Below are 23,433 nucleotides of genomic sequence, written 5' to 3'. Positions count from 1 at the left end.
CGACCTCATATCCCGTTCGGCCATATGGCCTGCCCCTACGTCAGAAGCGGACGCTTTTGTTTTATCGTCAGGCCGGGCGGCGTGCCCGTAGCGCCTGAATAATGGTGCCGTCATCCAGCCAGTCCAGTTCCCCGCCTACAGGGACGCCGCGCGCCAGAGACGTCACCTCGACACCGGCACCGGCCAGTTTCTCGGCCAGATAATGGGCGGTTGTCTGACCATCGACCGTGGCAGGCAGGGCCAGCACGACCTCTTTGGCTTCGCCCGCCTTGGCGCGGCCGATCAGTTCGCCGACGCGAATCTGTTCCGGCCCAACGCCATCCAGTGCCGAGAGCAGACCGCCCAGCACATGGTATTTGCCACGAAACGCGCCCGAGCGTTCCATCGCCCACAGGGCACCGGCCTCCTCGACCACGCAGATCAGGGCGTTGTCACGACTGGTATCCGCGCAGATGGCGCAGGGGTTGCGCGTATCGGGCGCGGCACAGACCGAGCAGTTGGAAACTTTTTCAGCCGTTTCCGCCAGCGAGGCCGCCAGCGGCACCAGCAATTGATCGCGCCGTTTCAACAGCGCCAGCGCCGCACGCCGTGCCGAACGCGGCCCCATCCCCGGCAGCTTGGCCAGCAGGGAGATGAGGCGTTCGATTTCCGGTCCGGCAGACGCCGCCATTAAAACAGCTTCGGCATGCCCGGAATATTCATTCCGGCCATCGGGCCTGCGGCGTCGCGCATCAGGGCGTTGTTGATGTCGTCCAGCTTGCGCTTGGCATCGGCATGGGCGGCCACGATCAGGTCGGACAGGATTTCACCCTCGCCCGGTGCCATCAGGCTGTCGTCGATTTTGACGCCTGTGATCTCGCCCGCTCCCTTGAGGGATACCGTCACCAGACCGCCACCCGAAGTGCCTTCGGCTGTGGAATCGGCCATCTTGGCTTGGGCCTCTTGCAGCTTTTGCTGCATGGCCTGTGCCTGTTGCATCAGTGCATTAAGGTCTTTCATACCCCTCTAGATAGGGTGTTCCGCCTCAAGGCTCCAGTCCCTGCCGCGTGGGTGCGCTGCAAAATAAATCACACCGCCCTCTTGCGCTGCGCGTCAGGAATGCTATCTGCAACAACAACTGTTCTAATTGATGGAGGCCAACATGGCTTTTGACACCGCTCACGACCGTAGCCAGCCTCTCGCCGATCAGGCTCTGGCCCAACTGTTCACCGAAGCGCGCACCCGCAATGCGTGGAGCGACCGTCCCGTTTCGGAAGAGACCCTGCGCAAGCTGTACGACCTGACCAAGTTCGGTCCGACCGGTGCCAATGCCTCGCCGGCACGCTTTGTATTCGTGACATCCGAGGCGGGCAAGGATCGCCTGATCCCGCTGCTGAGCGAAGGTAATCAGGGCAAGACCCGTCAGGCTCCGGTGGCTGTGATCGTCGGCTTCGACGTCGATTTCCACGAAACCCTGATCGACCTGTTCCCGCACGCTCCGGGTGCCAAGGACTGGTTCCCGACCCGCGAAGGCCGTCGTGAAAACGCGCACAAGAACTCGACCCTGCAAGCCGGTTACCTGATCAGCGCCGCTCGCGCTCTGGGTCTGGATGTCGGCCCGATGACCGGTTTCGACTTCGACGCCGTGAAGAAAGAATTCTTCCCCGAGGGCGATATCGAGGTGAACATGATCATCAACCTCGGCTACGGCACCGACGAGAACCTGTTCGCGCGCTCGCCGCGCCTGAGCTTTGAAAAGGCCGCCCAGATCGTTTGATCTGCGCCCCAACCAAATGAAAAGGCCGCTCCGGTTGGAGCGGCCTTTTTTGTATCAATCGTCGTCTTCTACGGCTTCGTCATCATCGGGAATGACCGGCGTCTGGATGGCCGGTGCAAGAATACGGATGTCCTTGATCTCGGCCCCCGGGAAGGCGGTCATCAGCGCGACAATGAAGGGGTCGCTATTGACCGCTTCTTTTTGGGCCGCGCGGGCCTTCTTTTCTTTTTCGATCAGGGTCTCGCCGCCGCCCTGACCATTGGCCGCGATCAGCCATGTACGGCCCGTCCATTCCTTGAGCCGCGAGGCCAGACGCCGCGCCATGTCAAAGGGCGCACCGTCAACGGGCTCATAGGTGATGGCACCCGGCTTGAAGCTGACGGGGCGCACGAAACGCTCGACATCCATCTGCAGGGTGATTTCGCGCTTTTCACCAATCAGGGCCACGACCTGTTCGAAGGTCTGCGGGTTGGGGATCTTGGGGGTCGCTACAGGCTGTGTCGCCAACATGGCCGAGGCACCGCCACCGCCGCCGCCGCGCGGACCACCGCCAGCGCCACCCGACCCACCGCCCGGTACGCCACCATTCTGGATGGTTTTCAGCGCGTCCTCGGGTGAAGGTAGGTCCGCCGCATAGGCAAGACGCACAATGGCCATTTCCACCGCATCGGCCGGATTGGGCGCACGGCGCACCTCGTCCAGCGCCTTCAGCAGCATCGACCATGTACGCGACAGGGTGCCCGCCGAAATGGCCGCGCCCAGTGCCGCCATCTTCTGCGCCTGATCATTGGGCAGCCGCGTGGCATTCGGGCCAAGCATCTTGGAGACAGACGCCGCGTGGCAATGCTCTAGCAGGTCGTTGGTGACCTGAACCGGATCGGCCCCATAGCCATAAAGGGTACGGAAGTTTTCCAGCGCCTCGGCGGTGCGGCCCGCCATGATGGATTCAAACAAGGCAATGGTCTGGGTGCGGTCGGCAAGGCCCAGCATGTTGCGCACGGTCGTCGTCTCGACGGTCTGGCCGCTTTCGGCCTGCACCAGAGCCTGATCCAGCAAGGACAGGCCGTCACGCACCGAACCTTCGGCGGCACGCGAGATCAGGGCCAGCGCTTCCTGCTCGATCTTCATGCCTTCGCGCTCGGCCACGCGGCCAAGGTGGCCGGACAGAATATCCGGCTCGACACGGCGTAGGTCGAACCGCTGGCAACGCGACAGGATGGTCACCGGCACCTTGCGGATTTCGGTCGTCGCAAAGATGAATTTGGCGTGGGGCGGCGGCTCTTCCAGCGTCTTCAGCAGCGCATTGAAGGCCGCGGTCGAGAGCATGTGCACTTCGTCGAGCACATAAACTTTATAGCGGGCCTCGACCGGCGCATAGCGCACGCTCTCGATCAGTTCGCGGATGTCGCCGACGCCCGTATGCGAGGCGGCGTCCATCTCGATGACGTCCATGTGCTGGCCGGACATGATCGCCTTGTCGTGGCGACCATGGGCCGACAGTTCCAGCGACGGACGGTCGATCGTATCGGTCTGGTTATTGAGCGCACGGGCCAGAAGGCGGGCGGTCGTGGTCTTGCCCACCCCGCGCACGCCGGTCAGCATAAAGGCGTGGGCGATACGGCCCGTCGCAAAGGCATTGGTCAGGGTACGGACCATAGCCTCCTGGCCAATCAGGTCCTCGAAGGTGCGCGGGCGATATTTACGCGCCAGCACCGTATAGGCTTCGCCATCTTCAGCGGGCGCTTCCTCGACAACAGGCTTGGGCGCAGCCTTTACAGGCTCGGGCGCGGCTACCGGCTCAACTTCAGGCGCAGGGGCCGCAGCGGGCGGCGCACCGAACATGTCGTCGGTATTGGGATCACGCTCTTCGACCTCCGCTTCGGGAGTGTCCACGTCCCACGGGGGGGCATCCAGATTGTGATCGTTGTCGCTCATACTTCCAGTCTTAGCGCGAAGGCGGCGGTTTTCGCAGCCCCCTTCGCGCATTTAAACCAGAGAAGTTTTTACAGGTCCGACGGAAGCTGGCCGCCATTGTCGCGGATTTTCTGGATGACCTGTTTGTGCAGCCAGATATTCATGCTGGCACTGTCGGATTTGTCGCCGGTATAGCCCAGTTCGTCGGCCAGTTCCTTGCGCTCGGACAGCGAGCTTTCCATGCCCACCAGCTTCATCAGATCAACGATGGAGGTGCGCCAGTTCAGTTTCTGGCTGCGCTGCTCGTTCATAAAATCGAGGATGCCGGCCACATCGACATCCTGAATAGGTGCCGCCGCCGCAGGCGCAGGTGTGGCCGCAGGCGCAGCGGTCGGCGCGGGCGCAGCCGTTGCCGCAGGGGCCGCCTCTTCCTTCTTTTTAAAGATACCGCCGAAAATCTTGCCGAGAATGCTCATGGTTCACGTCCCATCCGGTTGGAGTCAGAACCACACAAGCGATTATCGGAGGCAGTCAGTTCCCGTAAATATAGCAACGCTCGGTCACAGAGGCGTCAGCACCGCTCGGGCAATGGCTTTAGGCAACAAAAAAGCGCCCCGAAATCAGGACGCCGCTGCGGCTTTAAAAGCTGAAAGGGTGGAGACCGCGACCCGAAGGTGAATTCGTTGTGGCTGCTGCCTTCCGGCCCTGACCAGATTGGCGAAGCCTTCGCCCGCGATCTCCGAGACGGGATATGACGCCTGATCGCGCGCAAATCAAGAGGGGATGCACCATTCCCGTTATCACCGGTTGGGACTATGTAGTCGGACATGGTTCTTCAAAATGCGTTTTCCGGTAATCCCCTCGACCGCGCAGGCGACCTGCGTAATGACTTCGCATGGCTGGGTGCCCAGCGCGATCACCCCGACGCCATGGCCATGGTGGTCTGGGAAGGCCGCCCGCTGGTCGAGCCGGTCGCCAACGGGGAACAAATCGTCTGGCTGTCGCTCAAACACGCGCTGGACATGGTGCGTGACCGCGATCTGTTTCTGGGCCTGTGGAAAGACGTGCCCGTCTTTGCCGTCGAATTCGAAGGCTCGATTGATCCGACGCATGGCCCCTGTCACGGCATGGGGCGGTTTATCGAACTACGCGAAGCCGCTGTTGTCCTGAGCGGGGCCGAAGCGGCCATGGCGGGCGAAACCAAGGGTCTGTTCGACTGGCGCCGTCGTCACGGTTTTTGCGCGGCCTGTGGCCAAGCCTCCGAACAGGCATCGGGCGGCTGGAAGCGCGTCTGCCCCAGTTGCCAGACCGAGCATTTCCCGCGCGTCGATCCTGTCACCATCATGCTGCCCGTCTATAATGGCGGGGACGAGCCGCGCTGTCTGCTGGGGCGTCAGGCCCACTGGGAAGAGGGCCGCCACTCGGCTCTGGCCGGTTTTATGGAGCCGGGCGAAACCATCGAGGAGGCCTGCGCCCGCGAGGTCAAGGAAGAGGCAGGCCTGCGCGTGGTGGATGTGCGCTATCATTCCAGCCAGCCCTGGCCATTTCCGGCCCAGTTGATGATCGGCCTGATCGCCGAGGTGGCCGATGACAATGCCACCCCCGACCAGACCGAACTGGAAGCCGTCATCTGGCTGACCCGCAAAGAGGCACAGGCTGTCCTGTCCGGCACCCATGCCACTTTCAAGGCCCCGCCGCCCTATGCCATCGCCCATCAGCTGATCCGCACATGGGCCTATGAATAGGCCCTAGAGGCTAGAGCGAGGCCGCATAGGCGCGGGCGGCCTCTAGGTCTTCGGCATTATCGACCGAGACAGGGGCGTGATCGATGACACCGGCCCAGATCTGCATGCCCATTTCCAGCGCCCTTAGCTGTTCCAACTTTTCGCGCTTTTCCAGCGGGGACGGCGGAGCGGCGCAGAAGCGGTTCAGGGCTTCGCGGCGATAGCCATAGATGCCGACATGGTGCCAGACAGGGCCTTCGCCATACAGGTGCGAGCGGGTGAAATAGAGGGCGCGGCCCGCACGGCCCGTTTCGTCCAGCGCCAGAACCGCCTTGACCACATCCGGATTGGCCCGCTCGCTGGCATCGGCTTCGGGCGCAACCAGAGTGGCGATGTCGCAAGATGATTCTTTTGCCAGCAATGCCCCACAAATTTTTGCCAGATCGGGCGAGGCGAACGGCATATCGCCCTGCACATTGATAATCACATCGTGCCGGCCTTCGGCATCCAGAAGGTCTGCGGCCACACGAATACGGTCCGAACCGCTGGGAAGTTCGGGGTCGGTTAACACCGCTTCCCCGCCAGCCGATTGAACTATATCGACAATTTCCTGATCTCCGGCAGCGACAGCCACACGAAAGCCGGACTGGCTTGCCGCTTCCCATGCCCGAACAATCATCGGCTTGCCCCCGATATCCGCCAGTGGCTTGTTCGGCAGACGGGTCGCAGCCAATCGTGCGGGGATCAAAATCAGCGGTGTCATCGACAAAAAGAAGTCCAGATTGGTCCGACAATGTCGTCGGACAGGTTGATAAGGCTGCGCTAGCGTGTCAGAGACGCCTAAAGTAGGGAAAACGCCTGAACGCCGCAATGCGGACGGGGGGCTCATCTAATACGGGATGTGACGACGCGTATGAGCGGCGATCTGAAGTGGAACAAGATTATGGGCGCGTGCCTCGGCACGGCCTTCGCGATCCTGGTAGTCCAGCAGGTTTCGAGCGCGGTGTATCACACCAAGGCGCCTGAAAAGATGGGCTATTTTGTTGATGCGCCCGACGAGGCCGCCGCTGGCGCCGAAGTCGTGCTGCCCATCGACTGGGGAACTGTATTGCCGGTGGCTGACGTCGCGGCTGGTCAAGCGGCCTTTGCGCGCTGCGTGGCCTGCCACACGGTCAATGCCGGTGGCGCAACGGGCACCGGTCCGAACCTGCACGGCGTTGTCGGCGGTCCGGTCATGCATGCTGCGGGCTTTGCCTATTCGGACGCCATGGCCAAGCACAAGGCCGAGGCACCGACCTGGAACTATGACGAGCTGGATCACTTCCTGACCGCTCCGGGCCGCTATGTACCGGGCACCAAGATGTCGTTCGCCGGCATCCGTGACGAGCAGACCCGTATCAACCTGATCGCCTATCTGCGTTCGGAAGGTTCGGCTGGTTTTGCTATTCCGGCTCCGGACCCCGCACGTCAACCGGGCGCTGCGGCTCCGGCTGAAGGTGAAGCGGCTCCGGCTGCTGAAGGTGATGCTGCTGCGGCTCCGGCCGAAGGCGCGGCTGCCGAGGCAGCTCCGGCTGCGGAAGCGGCTCCGGCGGCTTAAGCCAGATACCAGTTATGAGAAAGGCGACCTGCGGGTCGCCTTTTTTGTGCCTGTGATAAATGTGAAAAATGTCTAGAGGCGGCGGAAGATCGCGCTTTCAAAGCCATCTGCCACCAGACGTGTCTCGACGTCCGAAAGGGCCTCGATCACCACGCCACCGTGAATGTCTGTCGCATGGATGACCTGATCGGCATCCACCATAATGGCCGAGTGTCCCGTCCATGACGTGTCTGTGGTCATCGTTTTCCAGATCACCAGATCGCCTCGAGCCGCTTCTTCGCGACTGACCGCACGGCCCAGATCGGCCTGAGCATGCGAACGGCGCGGCCCCGGCAAACCACAGGCCAGCAGCGCTTGTTGCACCAGACCCGAGCAATCTGTCTCGACGGACGAGCGCGCCCCAAGAGCATGCGGTCGGCCCAGCAGGCGTTCGGCCACAGCCACAGGCTCTTGCTCGAAATCACCGACCGGTTGCAGGTCGTGATCCTCAACGCCTTCGACTGCTTCGGTCACCAGCGCATTGAGCGGCAACTTGGCCGAAACCGACGCCACACGTCGCGTGGCCAGGGGCGCACCCTTGTCCAGATGTTCCAGAGCCACCCAGCCGACAATGCCGTCACGACGCGCACGCCCGAAAGCGCGATCGCCGCGATATTCCAGCACGTCGAAAATCTCGCCATGCAGGATTTGGTCGATACGTTCGCCGTCATCGGCAAAAATATCGGCAATCGCCTGTCGGCAATACATGGTGGTCGTGTGGCGGTACGCCTCGGCGCGCACCAGTCCCTCAAGAGCCTGTTCAGCCAGCACAGTCCTCTCCCCGTCCCGAAGGATCAGGGCCGGACCAGGCGGCACAAGGGACTGGAGATCGGACAAACGAAACTCTGATGCAGCTCACACAGGTGAGCTGCCTTTCTAAGCCCCGAAAACAAATCGGATGTTAACGCGCCCCGCGATTTGCAAAACTATGCTGCAGATAATGGAACCATGCCCGCAGAGTCTGGGCTTCGCCGCCTTCGGGATGACCGGCGCGGTTGCGTGGATTCCACGCAAACACATCCATATGCGCCCATGATCCGGTTTCAGGCGCGAATTTTTGCAGGAACAGGGCCGCCGTCACCGATCCGGCCTGCGCCCATGCGGCGCTGTCATTGCGGACATCCGCCATCTCGCTATCCAAGGCCGCCGCATAGCCATCCCACAAAGGCATACGCCATAGCGGATCGCGCACAGCCTGCGCCGCCGCCATAACGCCCGCTGCCAGTTCATCGTCTGCCGTGTAAAGCGGCGGAAGTTCCGGCCCCAAGGCGATACGCGCCGCGCCCGTCAGGGTAGCAAAGTCCACCGTCAGATCGGGGTTGTGCTCGCCCGCACGGGTCAGGATATCGGCAAGGATCAGGCGCCCCTCGGCATCGGTATTGCCGATCTCGATGGTCAGTCCCTTGCGGCTGGACAAGATATCGCCGGGACGGAAGGCATCACCCGACACAGCATTTTCAACCGCCGCCACCAGCACCACTAGCCGCAGCTTGAGACCCGACTGCATCACCAGACGGCCCAGCGACAGGGCATGGGCCGCCCCGCCCATATCCTTTTTCATATTGCGCATACCGGCGGCCCCCTTGAGGTCCAGCCCGCCGGTGTCGAACACCACGCCCTTGCCCACCAGCGCCACCAGCGGCCAGTCGGTCTTGTCGAGGTTCCAGCCCATCTCGATCACACGCGGCGCTCGCGCAGGCGTTGCCGCACGGCCCACGGCGTGAACCGCCGGATAGTTCTGCTCCAGCAGGTCATCGCCAATGATCACGCTGAAAGCCGCACCGCTTTCCTCGGCGATCTCGCGGGCAATGGTTTCCAGTTGCAGAGGCCCCATGTCCTGCGCCGGCGTATCGACCATTTCACGCGTCAGGGCACAGGCAGCCACGATGCGCCTTACCGCGTCCAGATCGACGCTTTCATCGACCACCAGACGGGCCTGCGGCTTTTCTTTCGACGGCTTGTAGCGATCAAAGACATAACCCCCCAGCCCAAAGGCCACCGCTGCCAGTTCAGCCTCGGCATCGGACGGAACACCAAGCAGTTTCCAATCTCCCTGCGGCAGACGGGCCGCAAGGCTGCGAAGGCTCATCGGATCAAACGCCTTGCCGGTTCCCACATAGGCACCCTCAGGGGCCCCTGCGCTATCGGGCACCACCAGCAACTGGCCGGATCTGCCCTTGAAGCCATTGGCTGTGGCCCATGCCGCATGCGCATCCGTCAGGGACGCATCGCTTTCGACACGCCAGATCGGACGCGCCTGATCCGAGGCGGACACAAGGTTGTGGTGACGATCTACGGTCATTGGCATCTCTTTCGTCCCTTAACGGGCATTAACTAGACCTTAGCGCCCGTGGCCGCAGTTTGCAGACAGCACTTTGGACACCTCAAGGTTCCGGAACATCTCCATGTCGCGCACACTCTGCCTCGCTGCAACCTTAAGTCTGGCTGTCACCGCCGCATTTGCACCTGCGGCCCATAGCCGTGCCGTCACGCAAACCGCACCGGCACCCGAAGCCCCCGCGCCCAGACTGCCTGCCGATGCCGCCACCCGCGCCGCCTATGAACGCACCGATGCGCTCAGCCGCTCGGTCTTCTGGGGCAACGAGCACGCCATCAACCCGATGGACCCCGTGGCCGGTGTGAAGATGGCACAGGCCCTTCGCGAACTCGGCCAGTTTGACCGCGCCGCCGAGACCGCCGAAAGCGTACTGACGGTCCAGCCACAAAACACCGCCGCTATGATGGAAATCGGCCGCGCCCATATTGCCCGCGGTCAGGCCTTTTATGGCATTGCCGCACTGGAACGCGCCCGCGATGCCACCCGTCGGGACTGGCAGCCCCTGTCGCTTCTGGGGGTTGCCTATCAGCAGGTCCGCCGTTTTGACGACGCCAATACCGCATGGCACGCCGCGCTGGCCCTGTCGCCCGAACAGCCCGAAGTCCTGACCAATATCGCCATTGCCCGCATGGGATCAGGCAATATGGCCGAGGCCGAGACCCTGCTGCGCCGTGCCGCTGCCCAACCGAATGCATCGCTTCAGGTGCGCCAAAATCTGGCTCTGGCCCTTGGCCTGCAAGGCAAGATGCAGGAGGCCGAAACCATTTTGCGCCGTGACCTGCCGCCCGAACTGGTCGATCAAAATCTGGCCTGGCTGGCCCAGCGCACCCAGCAGGCACAGGAGCCCGCGCAAGGCACGCAAGCGCCCGTGACCGCGGCCTCGGTGCCCTCCACCGCCCGCAGTTGGGATTCGCTAAACCGCTAAGGCCGTAACGGCTTTAATTTTCTTGCCCAAAGGCCTATCTGTTCATCCGTGATCGACGACCTTTACAGCGCCCGTATCCTGTCGCTTGCGGCCAACCTGCCGTATGCAGGACGTCTGTCTGCGCCCGAAGGTACGGGTGAAAAGATCGCCAAGCTGTGCGGATCGCGCGCGATCGTCGATGTCGACCTTGATGAAAACGGCCATGTCGTCCGCTTTGCACAGGACGTCAAAGCCTGCGCCCTCGGCCAAGCCGGCGCGGGCGTGGTCGGCGAAGCGGCCATAGGTAGCCGCCTTGCAGAGATCGAAGCCGCCCGCGACGCCATGCTGGCCATGCTGAAATCCGGCGGCGAAGGCCCGGAGGGCCGCTTCGAGGGTTTGCGTATCCTCAAACAGGTGGCCGACTATCCCGCCCGCCATGCCTCTTCGATGGTCGCCATCGAGGCTTTGCTGGACGCTGTGCGGCAGGCGCTGAAACACCACACAGATACACGAACTAACATCGCCGGTGCGGCGTGAGGCCATGCGCGGTTGAAACCCCTGCTCTGAAAGGGGATAAGATCGGCAACCATCCTCACCAGCCCCCGGCGAAGGGACATATGTCTCTCTATGAACGCGGCGTCCGCGCAGCCCATCGGGGCTATAAGGTCACGCTGTCACCCCTGATCGGCCAGCAGTGCCGCTTCCTTCCGACCTGTTCGGACTATGGACGCGATGCGCTGATCCAGCACGGTCCGGTTCGCGGGGGGTGGCTGACTGTACGCCGTCTCTGTAAATGCCATCCATTCGGCGGGTCGGGTTACGACCCCGTCCCACCAGTTAAGACCAAACCATGATCAATCTGACCTTCCCAGACGGCGCCGTCCGCCAGTATCCGCAAGGCTCCACGGCCTTTGACGTTGCCGCTGCCATCTCCCCGTCTCTGGCCAAAAAGGCGGCTCTGGCCGTCTGGAATGGCGAACAGCGCGACCTGCACCGCGTCATCGAGGGCGACGGTGATTTCCGCCTTCTGATGCGCGACGATGCCGAGGCGCTGGAAACCATCCGCCACGACGCCGCGCACGTTCTGGCCCAAGCGGTTCAGGAACTGTTCCCCGGTACGCAGGTGACTATCGGTCCGGCGATCGAAGACGGCTTCTATTACGACTTCGCCCGCGACGAGCCCTTCTCGACCGACGATTTCCCCAAAATCGAAAAGAAGATGGCCGAGATCATTGATCGCGGTGCCAAGCTGGAACGCGTGGTCTGGAACCGCGACGAAGCCATCGCCCACTTCGAAAAGATCGGCGAGGAATATAAGGCCGAGCTGATCCGCGACCTGCCGGAATCGGAAACCATCACCGTCTATAAGCAAGGCGAGTGGGCCGATCTGTGCCGTGGTCCGCACTTCCCGACCACCAAGTTCGTCGGCAAGGCCTTCAAACTGACCAAGCTGGCCGGTGCCTATTGGCGCGGTGACTCGAACCGTGCGCAGCTACAGCGCATCTACGGCACCGCATGGGCCACCAAGGAAGACCTCGACGCCTATCTGCTGCGTATCGAAGAAGCCGAAAAGCGCGACCACCGCAAGCTGGGCCGCTCGATGGAGCTGTTCCACATGCAGGAAGAAGGCCGCGGCATGGTCTTCTGGCACCCTAAGGGCTGGGTGCTGTGGCGTGTGCTGGAAGCCTATATGCGTCGCCGTCTGGATGATGCCGGCTATGTCGAGGTGAAGACCCCGCAGGTTCTAGACCGCAAATTCTGGGAAGCCTCGGGCCACTGGGACAAGTACCGCGCCAACATGTTTGTGTGCGAAACGGTCGAGGGTGAAACCCTGTCGCTGAAGCCGATGAACTGCCCGGGCCACGTGCAGATCTTCGATCAGGGCCAGCGTTCGTACCGCGAACTGCCGCTGCGTATGGCCGAGTTCGGTGCCTGCCACCGCTATGAGCCGTCCGGCTCGCTGCACGGCCTGATGCGCGTGCGCGGGTTTACGCAGGACGACGCCCACATCTTCTGCCGTGAAGACCAGATCGTCGAAGAGACGTCCAACTTCATCAAGCTGGCCCGTTCAGTCCACGCCGACCTCGGCATGGAAACCAAATACATCTCGCTCGGCACCCGCCCCGAGACGCGCGCTGGCACCGAAGAGTTCTGGGACAAGGCCGAGGCTCAAATGCTCGAGGCCTCCCGTGCCGCGGGCACCGAGCCGGTCGTCACCGAGGGCGACGGTGCCTTCTATGCGCCGAAGCTGGACTTCATCGTCAAGGACGCCATCGGCCGCGAATGGACCTGTGGCACGATCCAGCTGGACTATGTCCTGCCGGAACGTCTCGATGCGACCTACATCGCCGAAGACGGCCAAAAGCACCGTCCTGTGATGCTGCACCGCGCGATCCTAGGCAGCTTCGAGCGCTTCATCGGCATTATGATCGAGAACTATGCCGGTGCCTTCCCGCTGTGGCTGGCCCCGACGCAGGCTGTGGTGACCACCATCACCTCTGACGCCGACGGCTATGCCGAGGAAGTTCTCGCCAAGTTCAAGGCCGCTGGCCTGCGCACCGAGATCGATCTTCGCAACGAGAAGATCAACTACAAGATCCGCGAGCACTCGGTGAACAAGGTGCCGGTCATCGCTGTCGTCGGCCGCAAGGAAGCCGAAGAAGGCAAGGTCGCCATCCGTCGCCTCGGCTCACAGGCCCAAACGATCGTCACGATCGAAGAAGCCATCGCCATGCTGACCGACGAAGCTCTGGCCCCCGACCTGAAACGCATCCGCGACGGCGTCGAACACGACGTCTAAGGTTGCCCAAGCCCGATGCAGAAAAGCCGCCGAGGGAAACCCCGGCGGCTTTTTCTATGCCCCTAGCAGCCTATCTCGCTCTCAACGTCCCAGCTCTTGAGCAGGGTTTCGAGGGCATCATATTTCACGCCAAGGACTTGATAGGTTGCGTCCTTCGGTAAGGGGGCAGCAATGTTTGGTGTGCTCGCGGTGCCGCCACAGCAGAAGCACACGCTGATTTCGCCCACTTGTTTGCCCGCCGCGTCAAAATAGCGGAAGAAATGGTGCGGGACGAAACAGGCTGCCGCGTACTCAGGGCCACGGTCGTAGTTATTGAGTTTTAGCGTCTGCTCAAAGGCCTGACGCTCTGGCAGCGAGAGTTTACGCGCCTCGACCCGCTCACCACCTTGAAGATCAGACACAAATACGCGCACTTCCACCGCATCTGGATACGGCGCAACAGCGACTGATGCGATCAGGACTTGCTCACCCGTTTGCGACGCTCCCTGCGTGCCCTGACCGCAGGCTGCCAGCACAAGCAGACACAGAGCCGCCAACACACTTCGCCACATAGCCATCCCCCGACATTTCAAGTCAGTGAACATGATTGCCAGCCCTTGGCAATCGCAACACCCCCTGCTTGCGAGGGAGGAGAAACAGTCGTCATCCTCCGACGAAGCCCGTCTTCGGGCGTAGATCGGGGGATCCAACGGCACCGGAAGGTGAGCTTTCGCCGCCTTGCCCGTGGGTTTCGCGCTATCGCGCGCCGCTGGATCCTCCGGTCAAGCCGGAGGATGACGGCGAAGGGTTAGATATGGATCGCGTGGCCCAGCGCGCGCAGGGAGGCCTCGTGGAAGGCTTCGCCGAGCGTCGGGTGGACGTGGATGGTGCCGGCGACGTCTTCCAGCACAGCGCCCATTTCCAGCATCTGGGCGAAACTGTTGGACAGTTCGCTAACGTGCTGGCCGACGGCCTGGATACCCAACAGGCGGTGATCGGACTTAGACGCGATCACGCGCACGAAGCCGCCGTCCTCGCCTGCCTCGATGGCCAGCGCACGGCCGATGGCAGCAAACGGAAACACCGCCTGAATGACATCGTCGCGGCCTTCAACGTCCGAAACACCCAGACCCGCCGAGACGATTTCCGGCTCGGTAAAGCAGACAGCGGCGATGGTGGTCGGATCGAAACGCTTGTTGTGGCCCGCGATGATCTCGGCCACGACCTCGCCCTGCGCCGAGCCCTTGTGCGCCAGCATCGGTTCGCCCGTCAGGTCACCGATGGCCCAGACGTTCTTCATCGAGGTGGCGCAGCGGTCGTCGATCTTCACGAACGGGCCGTCCATAGCCACGCCCATATTCTCCAGACCCCAGCCCTTGGTGCGGGCGCGGCGGCCCACGGTCACCAGCACCTTGTCGGCGGCCAGTTGCAGCGGGTTGCCGTCCTTGTCCGTGACGTTCAGCTTGCCGTCACCGAAACCACCAGCGCGGGCACCCAGCATCAGCTCGACGCCGTGACGCTCCAGCCATTTGGCGACCGGATCGGTCAGGGCCTTGTCGTACAGCGGTAGGATGCGGTCAGCCATTTCCACAATGGCGACTTCCGCGCCCAATTTGCGGAAGGCGATGCCCAGTTCCAGACCGATATAGCCGCCACCAACGACGACCAGCTTTTTGGGCACTTCCGGCAGGGACAGAGCTTCGGTCGAGGAGATAACGTCACCACCGAACGGCAGGAACGGCAACTCAACCGGCTCGGAACCCGTGGCCAGAATGACGTGTTCGGCGCTGATGCGGATGTCGCCATCCTCGGTCGCCACGATGCAAGTCTTGGCGTCTTCGAACGTCGCCCAGCCCTTGATGACCTTGACCTTGGCCTTCTTCAGCAGGGCCGAAACGCCGCCGTTCAGCTTCTTGACGATGCCGTCCTTCCACTCGACCGTCTTCTTCAGGTCGATGGCCGGAGCGGACGCGGTAATGCCCAGCGTGCCAGCGTCCGATGCCGCCTTAGCGACGGTTTCATACTTGCCCGCCGCATGGATGATGGCCTTGGACGGGATGCAGCCCACGTTCAGGCAGGTGCCACCGAGACCAGCAGACGCATCCACCAGTACGGTCTCCAGACCCAGCTGCCCGCAACGGATACCGGCCACATAGCCGCCCGTGCCCGCGCCGATGATCAGGACTTTTGTTTTCAGGTTCTGGGTCATTTATTCGAACTCTTCAGTCTATTGGCTGCGGACCGCAAACTGGTGGCTACGCGCCGATCAGTGACATATTCGGTACCGTACCAAGTGTAAGCCGGACGAACCCAAGGCAAATATTTTTGAAATCCGCTCTTGGGGTTGGAGTACATAATTACGTGAGTATTGAGTTCGGGAGGGAAAAACCCGCACTCTCTATCCCAATCGCTTAGCCAGATTGTCTTGCTAAAAAACTTCGGGTGATTTTCGCCTTTAAGAGGCACTATCGTTCGGTAGCGAATTCTAAAAACGCGGCCGAAATACCAAGATTGCTTATCAACCTTCGCGAGAGAAACCCATTGGGAGCGATCCCAAAGGGCTTGCTGTAACTGCCGCTCTTTTTGAAGCGTCTCTGGCAACCCAAAAAGCTCGACGTCTACTGTACAAGCAGCCACCTCACCCGCAGCGAACAGCGCGGTCACTGCTAATGCTATAGCGGCACCGTGTTTCATCGTGTCATCTCGGGCGCGTTATCAAGCTCTCTCAGAGGAGGAGGCGGTGGCATCGGATATTGTCGAAGATCGTAAGGCATATAATCTTGGAGAAGATCCCGTAGCGCCGAAAGGTTATCTGTGTAGGGATAAGCGATCACGGCTCCGAAATCTTCTACGGCCTGCGAGGGAGTTAGCATTCCAGTATCTCCCAGCATGCCCGCATATTTTCGCTTAGCTCCTGCAGGGTCACTTTCGAGCAACACAACAATAAGCTGATCTTCCCTTACAGGATAATCTCTACCGCAATGGTTACCTTCATCCCAGCGATACAGCACCGAGCGGGGACGGACTGGGCCTAAAAGCTGAACCTCAGCTTCGTAACTCTTGGCGAAGATAGCTCGCCAATCCCATATGCGACGGACCTTAGTGATCTTTGCCTGAAATGCAGCAGGTGGCGTCTGGAACATCATTCCCGCTTCAACGGGTTCACACGCCGCAGCTCCACACGCCGCGAACAGCGCGGCCACTGCTACTGCTATAGCCGCGCCGCGCTTCATCGCATCACATCCAGAGAGTTGCCGGATTTTCCAGCAGGTTCTTGATCTTCTGAACGAAGACAGCCGCGTCGTGGCCGTCGACGATACGGTGATCGAAGCTGGAGGACAGGTTCATCATCTTGCGCACGACCATCTGGCCATCCTTGACCACCACACGATCGGCGATCTTGTTCGGACCGATGATGGCGACTTCCGGATGGTTGATGATCGGGGTGTGCACCACACCGCCGAGCGTACCCAGCGAGGTGATGGTGATGGTCGAGCCCGATAGTTCCTCGCGCTTGGCCGAACCGTCCTTGGCCGCACCCGACACGCGGGTGATTTCAAGGGCGGTGTCATAGGCATCACGCGCCTCGGCGTGGCGGACCACCGGCACCATCAGGCCGTTCGGCGTCTGGGCGGCAATGCCCAGATGCACGGCGGCGTGCTGGGTCAGGATACCCGCCTCGTCGTCATAGGTGGCGTTGATGTTCGGCTGGTCCTTCAGCGCCACGATGATGGCGCGCGCGATGAACGGCAGGACGTTGAGCTTGGGCTTGTCCGAACCCTTGTTCTGGGCGTTCAGGTGGCCACGCAGCTCTTCCAGAGCCGTCATGTCGATCTCTTCCACATAGGTGATGTGGGGGATGCGACGGACGCTCTCGGCCATCTTTTCCGCGATCTTGCGGCGCAGGCCGATGATCTTGACCTCGGTCGTGCCTTCCGCCTTGGCATAAGGCGACGAAGCCGCACCTGCACTCGGCGCGATCACTCCGCCGCGTGCCACGAAGGCATCAAGGTCTGCGTGTTCGATACGGCCTGCAGGGCCGGTACCCGGCACGAAGACCAGATCAATACCCAGATCACGCGCACGCTGGCGCACGGCTGGCGAGGCCAGCGGACGCTCGCCTGCCTTGCGGCCAGTGACAGCAGCAACCGGCTTGGCCGATGCCTTGGATGCCGGAGCCACCACAGGCTTGGGCGCTTCCACCTTAGCCGGAGCCGGAGCAGCAGCAGCCACAGGCGCAGCAACCGGAGCCGCCTCGCCCTTGCCTTCAACGAAGAAGCTGACCAGCGGTCCACCGACCGGCAGGGCCTGCCCCGCCTCGCCATGCAGTTGCACCACCTTGCCAGCAACCGGCGAGGTCAGTTCAACCGTGGCCTTGTCGGTCATCACCTCGGCGACGATCTGGTCTTCTTCGACCATATCGCCCACCTTGACGTGCCAGCCCACCAGTTCGGCCTCGGCAGTGCCTTCACCAACGTCCGGCAGCTTGAACACATGGTTCGCACCGGTCGCGACGGCGACAGCGGGGACTTCGGAGGCGACTTCCGCCTTCGGTGCTTCGACGGCGATCGGAGCGGCTTCAACGACCGGAGCAGCGGGAGCCTCGGCGGCGGCATTGCCTTCGCCAGCGACCTCGAACTCGACCAGAGCGCCGCGCACCGGCAGCATTCCACCGACTTCGCCGTGCAGAGCCGTGACCTTGCCATCGACCGGCGAGGTGATTTCCACCGTCGCCTTGTCGGTCATGACTTCGGCGACGATCTGGTCCTCGGTGACCACATCACCGACGGCAACGTGCCATTGAACCAGCTCGGCCTCGGCGGTGCCTTCACCAACGTCCGGCAGCTTGAATACGAAACGACCCATCTTAACGGCCTCCCGTCATGACAGATTTCAGAGCATCGGCCACACGTTGCGGGCCGGGGAAATATTCCCACTCGAACGCGTGGGGGTAGGGCGTATCCCAACCGGTGACGCGGGCGACAGGGGCTTCAAGATGATAGAAGCAGCGCTCTTGTACCAGTGCGCTCAGCTCGCCGCCAAAGCCCGAGGTTTTCGGCGCTTCGTGAACGATGACGCAACGGCCCGTTTTCTTGACGCTGGCCTCGATGGTTTCGATATCCAGCGGCACGAGCGTGCGCAGGTCGATCACCTCGGCATCCACACCGGCATGTTCGGCACCGGCCAGAGCGACCCAGACCATGGTGCCATAGGCGAGGATGGTCACGTCATTGCCTTCGCGCATCACGCGGGCCTTGCCGATCGGCACATTGTATTTTTCAGCCGGAACCTGAGCCAGTTCCTGCGCCTTCCACGGGCTGACCGGCTTTTCGTGCCAGCCGTCGAACGGGCCGTTATAAAGGCGCTTGGGCTCGAAGAAGATCACCGGATCGTCGTCCTCGATGGCCGAGGTCAGCAGACCCTTTGCATCATACGGGTTGGACGGGATCACAACCTTCAGACCCGAAATATGGGTAAACAGGCTTTCGGGCGATTGCGAGTGCGTTTGGCCACCGAAGATGCCGCCGCCATAGGGCGAGCGCACCACCAGCGGACAGGTGAACTGGCCACCCGAGCGGTAACGCATCTTGGCCGCTTCGGAGACGATCTGGTCGTAGGCCGGATAGATGTAGTCGGCGAACTGGATTTCGACGACCGGACGCAGACCATAGGTCGACATGCCGACAGCGGCACCGACAATGCCCGATTCCGAAATCGGGGTGTCGAAGCTGCGGGTCAGGCCGTGGTTCTTTTGCAGGTGGTCCGTCACACGGAACACGCCGCCGAAATAACCGGTGTCCTCGCCGAACGACAGAACGGTCGGGTCTTCGGTCATCTTGTTGTCCAGCGCCGAGTTCAGGGCCTGGATCATGTTCATCGGGGTGGTGCTCATACTCAGACTCCGACCTCGCGACGCTGCTCGACCAGACGCCAGTCCGGCTCGGCAAACACTTCTTCGAACATTTCTTTCACGCTCGGGCGCGACTGGCCCAGCGTACCGATGGCTTCGGATTCCTTGGCGGCGGCACGCACCTGCTCGACGGCCTCGGCCTCGGCAGCGGTCTGCTGCTCTTCGGACCATTCGCCGATCTTGATCAGGTGCTGCTTCAGGCGCTCGATCGGATCGCCCAGCGGCCATTGCTCGTGCTCGTCGGCCGGACGGTAGCGGCTCGGATCATCCGAGGTCGAGTGCGGGGCACCGCGATAGGTGAAGATTTCGATCAGGGTTGCGCCCTGATTGGTACGCGCACGCTCTTCGGCCCACGACGTCGCCGCCCAGACGGCGAGGAAGTCGTTACCGTCAACGCGCAAGGAAGGCAGGCCATAACCGATGCCCTTGGAGGCAAAGGTCGTTTCCATGCCACCGGCCACGCCCTGGAAGGACGAGATGGCCCACTGGTTGTTGACCACGTTCAGCACCACCGGTGCCTTATAGACAGCAGCAAAGGTCAGGGCCGAGTGGAAGTCGCTTTCAGCGGTCGAGCCGTCACCGATCCATGCGGCGGCAATCTTGTTGTCACCGCGATAGGCGCTGGCCATCGCCCAGCCCACAGCCTGAATATACTGGGTGCCGAGGTTGCCCGAAATGGTGAAGAACCCATAGTCCTTGGCCGAATACATGATCGGCAGCTGGCGGCCTTTGATCGGGTCGGCAGCGTTGGAATAGATCTGGTTCATCATGCTCGCCAGCGGATAGCCACGCGAGATCAGCAGGCCCTGCTGGCGATAGGTGGGGAAGCCCATATCTTCGCGGCTCAGGACCATGCCCTGTGCCACGGCAATGGCTTCTTCGCCGGTGCACTTCATGTAGAAGCTGGTCTTGCCCTGACGGTGGGCGCGGTGCATCCGGTCATCGAATGTGCGCGTCAGGATCATGGCCTTCAGGCCACGGCGCAGCGTGTCGGGGTCCAGCTTGGGATTCCACGGTCCGACAGCTTCGCCATTATCATCCAGCACGCGGATCAGCCGGAAAGCCATGTCGCGCATTTGCGACGGCTCGGTGCTGATTTCCGGGCGCTCTACAGCACCCGCATCATCCAGCTGCAGATGCGAAAAGTCCGGCTTGTCACCGGGGCGACCTGTTGGCTCCGGTACTCGAAGCGACAAAGGGGGCGTATTTTTCATTTTAATCCCGTCCGGTTAACCGCACGCGTTTCCTCAGGAAGAGAGGCATAGCATGGCTCATGCCTGACCGCTCTTCCAAATATACCCTTGCAATAATGTGAAATAGGGTATTTTATTGCGCAGAAACGTATTTTGGAGAACGCCTTTGGCCGACGAACTTGATCCTATCGACGCTCGCATCCTCGACATCCTGCAACAAGACGCCGGATTGTCGGTTGCCGAAGTCGCAGACCGCGTCGGCCTGTCGGCATCGCCCTGCTGGCGCCGGATCAAGAGACTGGAGGATAGCGGGCTGATACGCAAGCGCGTAACGCTGCTCGATGCCAGTTTGCTGGGGCTGGACTTTGAAGTCTATGCCATTGTGAAGCTGTCTCTGCCGACGCGCGAGAACCTCGACATCTTCGAGAAGGCCGTCGCCACATGGCCGGAGGTTGTGCAATGCGCGACCATCACCGGCCGTGAAGACTATGTGCTGCGGGTGATTACCTCCGACATGCACACCTTCGACAAGTTCCTGCGCGACAAGCTGCTGACCCTGGGCATCGTCTCGGACTGCGCCAGCCATATCGTGACGCGCGGCGTGAAGAATGTGACCACCTTGCCGCTCAGCATCATTACCCCGCACGTCAGCTGAACGGTTTCTTGATCAAACTTCACCAAGTTTGACATAAAGTCGCAAACGCCGCCCTTTCGGGGCGGCGTTTTTGCATTATCTTGGTCCTATCCCCCTCTCCTGAATAAAACCAAGGAGCTACCCATGATTGAACGGATCATCGAGGGACGTCGCCGCGATTTGGGCGGTTTCGAAGTTTCGCGCATTTTGCCGCATGCCCAAAAGCGCATGGTTGGCCCCTTTGTGTTTCTGGACCAGATGGGACCGGCAGAGTTCGCACCGGGTAGCGATGCCATCAATGTGCGCCCGCACCCGCATATCGGCCTGTCGACCCTGACCTATCTGTTCGAGGGCGAGATCATGCACCGCGACAGTCTGGGCTACACGCAGGCGATTCGACCGGGCGAGGTCAACTGGATGACCGCCGGCTCGGGCATTGTGCATTCCGAGCGCACCGATCCGCTGAAAAAATCTCAGGGCGGAGCCATGCACGGCATGCAGGCCTGGGTCGCCCTGCCCGTCGAAAAAGAAGAGATTGCGCCCTCCTTCACCCATCTGGGCGAGGACGCACAACCGACCTACGAGAATGGCGGCCTGTTTGCCCGTCTGGTGGCCGGCGAGGCCTTCGGGGCCAAGGCCGGAACGCCGGTGGAATCCCCGCTCTTCTACATCCACTGGGAAATGGCCGAAGGTGTTCGCGCTGCGCCCCCGCCGCCCAAGTCCAAGGGCGGCTATACCGAGCGCGCCCTGTTCGTCGCCAAGGGCGTGATCGAGGTTGATGGTCGCCCCTTCCACGAAGGCCAGATGATCGTCCTGTCCGCGCAAGCCGAGCCCACCGTCACGGCCCTGCAACCGTCCAGCGTCATGGTTCTGGGCGGCGAGCCTCTCGGGGAGCGTCTGATCTGGTGGAATTTTGTCTCGTCGTCGAAGGACCGCATGGAACAGGCCAAGGCCGACTGGCAGGCCGGACGCATGAAGTTACCTGTCGATGACGATCAGGAATTCATTCCGCTTCCAGAAGCATAAATGTCGCAAATACCCGTCGTATCCGTAACCTGGTCACGTCTAAAGTGACCCTGCTGTAACTTGGCTGTAGGGAGGGCACCTTATTTTAGCGTCTCTCCCCCAGCCTTTTTAGACCCGGATTTTCGAGTTCTACATGTATAGCGTCCTCCCCCCGCTTTCTGAACACATCGAGCATCTGCTCCGTAATCTCTCACAGGCCCACGCCACCGATCTGGCTGACCGCTTCTACGACGTCCTGCTGACCGACGAGGAAGCCCAGACCTTTCTGAGCTCCAGCCTTGTCGAAGAGCGGCTGAAAGCCTCGCTGATGAAGTGGGTGCAGGACATCTTCCGTCAGGAAGGCGAGCAGAAGGCCCTTTTCGAACAGCAGCAACGCAAGATCGGCGAGGTCCATGCGCGCATCAAGGTGCCGCTGCGTCTGGTCATGCACGGGGCCTTCGTACTCAAGAGCCGCATGAGCGAACTGGTGCTGCAAAGCGATCTGGACCGCGCCGATATGGCCCTCGCCATCATGCAGATCGACGGCCTTATCGATCAGGCCATCGCCATTATGAGCGAAGCCTATATGCAGGGCTCGATGCGCCGCGCACAGGTGGATGAATCCTACCGTCTGTTCGCACTGGGTCAGGACATCGCCCACGAACGCGACGGCCAGATCGCCGCCCTGTTCGAGTGGCTGCAAAATGTGCTGTTCCAGATGTTTGACGGCTGCCTGCTGCAATTGACGCCGCTGTCCAGCTCGCCCTTCGGGCTGTGGCTGACGCACCGCGCCGGTCTGATTTTTGAAGGCTCGCCCAGCCTTGCCGCCATCGAGGCCAGCATCGCCCGTGTCGATAGCGACATCCTGCCGCGCCTGACACAAAGCCACGAAGCCAAGGACGACCTGTCCGTCCCTCTGGGTGAACTCAAGAACAGTGTGCAGGAAATCAAATTCCTGCTGACCGACCTGTTCCAGAGCGTTTCGGGCCTAGAGAATGGCCGTGATCCGCTAACACGCGCCCTGAACCGCCGCTTCCTGCCCACCATTCTGGGCCGCGAAATCTCGCTGGCCACCAATAATGGCACCCAGCTCAGCCTGATGATGCTGGACGTGGACCACTTCAAGGCCATCAACGACCAGTGGGGCCACTCCACCGGCGATGCCGTCCTGAAACAGGTGGCCGAAATCATTTCGGACAATGTGCGCCTCAGCGACTTTGTCTTCCGTTATGGCGGCGAGGAATTCCTGATCGTGCTTGTCGAAACCTCGGCAGAAGAAGCCCATGTCGTCGCCGAACGCATCCGCGAGCAACTGGCCAGCCGTGAAATCCGCCTGCCCGCTGGCGGCTCCGTGCGCGTCACGGCCTCGCTAGGCCTTGCCGCCTTCCAGGACCACCCCGACTATAACGAGCTGATCGAAACCGCCGACAAGGCGCTCTACGACGCCAAGAACGCAGGCCGCAACCGCACCATCATCGCCAAGGCAGCGTGATGTTGGGCTAGCCACCTGCAACGGGCCGAAATCATCAAAGACGGCTTTCGACCGAGGCTGTGTGAAAACAGCTTCCGTTCGAGCGAATTAGGTTAGCCTGCTGAGGTCTTCAGGAGGTGGGTATGAGCCGCTTCGTTCAGGGTGCAG

At 61.6% G+C, this 23,433-nt stretch carries 24 protein-coding genes and 1 other RNA gene; 10 read left to right on the top strand and 15 right to left on the bottom strand.

What is annotated here, in order from left to right:
- Positions 1-67: 67 nt before the first annotated feature.
- Positions 68-670 (bottom strand): recombination mediator RecR, encoded by a 603-nt coding sequence (recR, locus tag FHS64_RS11360; RefSeq protein ID WP_167178371.1) that lies wholly within the window; start codon positions 668-670, stop codon positions 68-70.
- Positions 670-999, bottom strand: coding sequence for a YbaB/EbfC family nucleoid-associated protein (locus FHS64_RS11355; RefSeq protein ID WP_167178369.1), 330 nt, complete (start codon positions 997-999; stop codon positions 670-672). Before FHS64_RS11355 ends, recR begins: the two co-directional genes overlap by 1 nt.
- 142 nt (positions 1,000-1,141) lie before the next feature.
- On the opposite strand from FHS64_RS11355, the gene FHS64_RS11350 reads away from it, so the two are divergent.
- The gene (locus FHS64_RS11350; RefSeq protein WP_167178367.1) at positions 1,142-1,756 is read left to right on the top strand and encodes a malonic semialdehyde reductase; all 615 of its coding nucleotides are present in this window, start codon (positions 1,142-1,144) and stop codon (positions 1,754-1,756) included.
- Between the two features lie 54 nt (positions 1,757-1,810).
- On the opposite strand, the gene FHS64_RS11345 is transcribed toward FHS64_RS11350, so the two are convergent.
- From FHS64_RS11345 to ffs, 3 genes are all read right to left on the bottom strand, one after another.
- Positions 1,811-3,691 (bottom strand): DNA polymerase III subunit gamma/tau, encoded by a 1,881-nt coding sequence (locus FHS64_RS11345; protein ID WP_167178365.1) that lies wholly within the window; start codon positions 3,689-3,691, stop codon positions 1,811-1,813.
- A gap of 68 nt (positions 3,692-3,759) precedes the next feature.
- Positions 3,760-4,146: a DUF3597 domain-containing protein gene (locus FHS64_RS11340; protein WP_167178363.1), complete on the bottom strand. Its 387-nt coding sequence runs from the start codon at positions 4,144-4,146 to the stop codon at positions 3,760-3,762.
- 174 nt (positions 4,147-4,320) lie between these two features.
- Positions 4,321-4,414, bottom strand: an RNA gene (gene ffs / locus FHS64_RS11335) — signal recognition particle sRNA small type.
- Between the two features lie 83 nt (positions 4,415-4,497).
- Here ffs and nudC point away from each other — a divergent pair.
- On the top strand, positions 4,498-5,415 hold the full coding sequence (nudC, locus tag FHS64_RS11330) for an NAD(+) diphosphatase (RefSeq protein ID WP_167178361.1): 918 nt from the start codon (positions 4,498-4,500) through the stop codon (positions 5,413-5,415).
- 10 nt (positions 5,416-5,425) lie between these two features.
- Here nudC and FHS64_RS11325 read toward each other — a convergent pair whose 3' ends face one another.
- Positions 5,426-6,157, bottom strand: coding sequence for a 3-deoxy-manno-octulosonate cytidylyltransferase (locus FHS64_RS11325; protein ID WP_167178359.1), 732 nt, complete (start codon positions 6,155-6,157; stop codon positions 5,426-5,428).
- Between the two features lie 150 nt (positions 6,158-6,307).
- On the opposite strand from FHS64_RS11325, the gene FHS64_RS11320 reads away from it, so the two are divergent.
- Positions 6,308-6,991 (top strand): c-type cytochrome, encoded by a 684-nt coding sequence (locus tag FHS64_RS11320; RefSeq protein WP_167178357.1) that lies wholly within the window; start codon positions 6,308-6,310, stop codon positions 6,989-6,991.
- Positions 6,992-7,063: 72 nt separating this feature from the next.
- Here the strand turns inward: FHS64_RS11320 and FHS64_RS11315 are convergent, their stop codons facing one another.
- Both FHS64_RS11315 and FHS64_RS11310 read right to left on the bottom strand, forming a co-directional pair.
- Positions 7,064-7,867 carry a C40 family peptidase gene (locus FHS64_RS11315; protein ID WP_167178355.1) on the bottom strand — a complete coding sequence of 268 codons (804 nt, stop codon included), beginning with the start codon at positions 7,865-7,867 and terminating at the stop codon, positions 7,064-7,066.
- Between the two features lie 64 nt (positions 7,868-7,931).
- A complete protein-coding gene (locus tag FHS64_RS11310) occupies positions 7,932-9,332 on the bottom strand; it encodes a leucyl aminopeptidase family protein (protein WP_167178353.1) in 1,401 nt (466 codons plus the stop codon).
- 103 nt (positions 9,333-9,435) lie between these two features.
- On the opposite strand from FHS64_RS11310, the gene FHS64_RS11305 reads away from it, so the two are divergent.
- From FHS64_RS11305 to thrS, 4 genes are all read left to right on the top strand, one after another.
- On the top strand, positions 9,436-10,293 hold the full coding sequence (locus FHS64_RS11305; RefSeq protein ID WP_167178351.1) for a tetratricopeptide repeat protein: 858 nt from the start codon (positions 9,436-9,438) through the stop codon (positions 10,291-10,293).
- A 48-nt stretch (positions 10,294-10,341) separates the two neighbouring features.
- The gene (locus tag FHS64_RS11300) at positions 10,342-10,809 is read left to right on the top strand and encodes an iron-sulfur cluster assembly scaffold protein (RefSeq protein ID WP_167178349.1); all 468 of its coding nucleotides are present in this window, start codon (positions 10,342-10,344) and stop codon (positions 10,807-10,809) included.
- Positions 10,810-10,889: 80 nt separating this feature from the next.
- Positions 10,890-11,126: a membrane protein insertion efficiency factor YidD gene (yidD, locus tag FHS64_RS11295; protein ID WP_167178347.1), complete on the top strand. Its 237-nt coding sequence runs from the start codon at positions 10,890-10,892 to the stop codon at positions 11,124-11,126.
- The gene (gene thrS, locus FHS64_RS11290) at positions 11,123-13,072 is read left to right on the top strand and encodes a threonine--tRNA ligase (RefSeq protein ID WP_167178345.1); all 1,950 of its coding nucleotides are present in this window, start codon (positions 11,123-11,125) and stop codon (positions 13,070-13,072) included. Before yidD ends, thrS begins: the two co-directional genes overlap by 4 nt.
- 62 nt (positions 13,073-13,134) lie before the next feature.
- Here the strand turns inward: thrS and FHS64_RS11285 are convergent, their stop codons facing one another.
- The 7 genes from FHS64_RS11285 to FHS64_RS11255 form a co-directional block, all read right to left on the bottom strand.
- On the bottom strand, positions 13,135-13,656 hold the full coding sequence (locus FHS64_RS11285) for a hypothetical protein (protein WP_167178343.1): 522 nt from the start codon (positions 13,654-13,656) through the stop codon (positions 13,135-13,137).
- Between the two features lie 203 nt (positions 13,657-13,859).
- Positions 13,860-15,260 carry a dihydrolipoyl dehydrogenase gene (gene lpdA, locus FHS64_RS11280; RefSeq protein WP_167178340.1) on the bottom strand — a complete coding sequence of 467 codons (1,401 nt, stop codon included), beginning with the start codon at positions 15,258-15,260 and terminating at the stop codon, positions 13,860-13,862.
- Complete coding sequence (locus FHS64_RS11275; protein WP_167178338.1) at positions 15,257-15,745, bottom strand: hypothetical protein; 489 nt, start codon at positions 15,743-15,745, stop codon at positions 15,257-15,259. The genes lpdA and FHS64_RS11275 overlap by 4 nt, the downstream gene beginning before the upstream one ends.
- The gene (locus FHS64_RS11270; RefSeq protein WP_167178336.1) at positions 15,742-16,284 is read right to left on the bottom strand and encodes a hypothetical protein; all 543 of its coding nucleotides are present in this window, start codon (positions 16,282-16,284) and stop codon (positions 15,742-15,744) included. Before FHS64_RS11270 ends, FHS64_RS11275 begins: the two co-directional genes overlap by 4 nt.
- 4 nt (positions 16,285-16,288) lie before the next feature.
- Entirely contained in the window at positions 16,289-17,917 is a 1,629-nt protein-coding gene (locus FHS64_RS11265; protein ID WP_167178334.1) for a 2-oxo acid dehydrogenase subunit E2, read from the bottom strand.
- 1 nt (position 17,918) lies between these two features.
- Positions 17,919-18,944, bottom strand: a complete 1,026-nt coding sequence (locus FHS64_RS11260) for an alpha-ketoacid dehydrogenase subunit beta (RefSeq protein ID WP_208380926.1) — start codon at positions 18,942-18,944, stop codon at positions 17,919-17,921.
- A 2-nt stretch (positions 18,945-18,946) separates the two neighbouring features.
- On the bottom strand, positions 18,947-20,176 hold the full coding sequence (locus FHS64_RS11255) for a 3-methyl-2-oxobutanoate dehydrogenase (2-methylpropanoyl-transferring) subunit alpha (RefSeq protein WP_167178332.1): 1,230 nt from the start codon (positions 20,174-20,176) through the stop codon (positions 18,947-18,949).
- 145 nt (positions 20,177-20,321) lie between these two features.
- On the opposite strand from FHS64_RS11255, the gene FHS64_RS11250 reads away from it, so the two are divergent.
- The 3 genes from FHS64_RS11250 (at position 20,322) to FHS64_RS11240 (ending at position 23,286) form a co-directional block, all read left to right on the top strand.
- Positions 20,322-20,810 (top strand): Lrp/AsnC family transcriptional regulator, encoded by a 489-nt coding sequence (locus tag FHS64_RS11250; RefSeq protein WP_167178330.1) that lies wholly within the window; start codon positions 20,322-20,324, stop codon positions 20,808-20,810.
- 123 nt (positions 20,811-20,933) lie between these two features.
- Positions 20,934-21,815 (top strand): pirin family protein, encoded by an 882-nt coding sequence (locus tag FHS64_RS11245; protein ID WP_167178328.1) that lies wholly within the window; start codon positions 20,934-20,936, stop codon positions 21,813-21,815.
- Positions 21,816-21,948: 133 nt separating this feature from the next.
- Positions 21,949-23,286, top strand: a complete 1,338-nt coding sequence (locus FHS64_RS11240) for a GGDEF domain-containing protein (protein WP_167178326.1) — start codon at positions 21,949-21,951, stop codon at positions 23,284-23,286.
- Positions 23,287-23,433 lie beyond the last annotated feature (147 nt).

This window comes from Brevundimonas terrae, assembly GCF_011761985.1.
Classification (GTDB): domain Bacteria; phylum Pseudomonadota; class Alphaproteobacteria; order Caulobacterales; family Caulobacteraceae; genus Brevundimonas; species Brevundimonas terrae.
The sequence above is the reverse complement of the archived record's forward strand: the minus strand, read 5'-3'. Positions and strand labels throughout refer to the sequence as shown.